The sequence below is a fragment of the Streptomyces sp. OfavH-34-F genome (assembly GCF_022347745.1).
In the GTDB taxonomy this organism is placed as follows: Bacteria; Actinomycetota; Actinomycetes; order Streptomycetales; family Streptomycetaceae; genus Streptomyces.
Genome location: NZ_JAKRGC010000629.1, coordinates 1 through 1,153, shown reverse-complemented (window position 1 = coordinate 1,153; position 1,153 = coordinate 1). Strand labels below are relative to the sequence as shown.

Below are 1,153 nucleotides of genomic sequence, written 5' to 3'. Positions count from 1 at the left end.
CTCGCCCGCACCGCCCGGCCCGAACACGACCCGGTGCTGCCGCTGCGCGCCGCCGCCGCGGCCGCCCAGTCCGCCCTCCCGCTCTCCCCGCACCTCGTGCGCCACCTCGCCGCCACCGCCCGGCCGCTCCCGGTGCCCTGGCCGGCCGAGGCCCGCGAGGAGCTGGTCACCCTGCTCGGCGCCGGACCGGCCACCGTCCCCGTCTGGGAGGCCCTGGAGGCCGAAGGGCTCATCACCCGCCTGCTGCCCGACTGGGAACGCGTCCACTGCCGCCCCCAGCGCAACCCCGTCCACACCTGGACCGTCGACCGCCACCTCGTGGAGACCGCCGTCCGCGCCTCCGCCCTCACCCGCCGCGTCGGCCGCCCCGACCTCCTCCTGGTGGCCGCCCTGCTGCACGACATCGGCAAGGGATGGCCCGGCGACCACTCCGCCGCCGGCGAGGTCATCGCCCGCGACCTGGCCGCCCGGATCGGCTTCGACCCGCACGACGCCGGCGTCCTCGCCACCCTCGTCCGCCACCACCTGCTGCTCGTCGAGACCGCCACCCGGCGCGACCTGGACGACCCGGCCACCGTGCGCGCCGTCGCCGACGCGGTCGGCACCCCGGCCACCCTGGAGCTGCTGCACGCCCTGACCGAGGCCGACGCGCTGGCCACCGGGCCCGCCGCCTGGTCCGCCTGGCGGGCCTCCCTCGTCGCCGACCTCGTCGGGCGGGTCGCCCTGCTGCTCGCGGGCCGGGCCCCCGCGGAACCCGAACCCGCCACCCTGGACGCCGAACAGGAACGCCTCGCCGTCGAGGCCCTGCGCACCGGAGGCCCCGTCCTCGCCCTGCACACCCGGCCGGAGACCCCGCACGAGGAGGGCGCACCCGAGCCGGTGGGCGTCGAACTCCTCATCGCGCTCCGCGACCGGCCCGGCGTGCTGCCCGCCGCCGCCGGGGTCCTCGCCCTGCACCGCCTCACCGTCCGCGCCGCCGAACTGCGCGCCGCGGAGCTGCCGACCGGGCTGGGCGGGGACGCGGACGTGCTGCTGCTCAGCTGGCGGGTGGCCGCCGAGTACGGCTCGCTGCCCGACCCTGCCCGGCTCCGCGCCGACCTCGTACGCGCCCTGGACGGCACCCTGGACATCGCCGCCCGCCTCGCCGAGCGGG

1 protein-coding gene is annotated in these 1,153 nt (G+C 79.2%); it reads left to right on the top strand.

The window, feature by feature from the left end; genetic code table 11:
- A partial coding sequence (locus MHW47_RS35565; RefSeq protein WP_239227924.1) for an HD domain-containing protein occupies window positions 1–1,153 on the top strand: 1,153 nt, incomplete at both ends.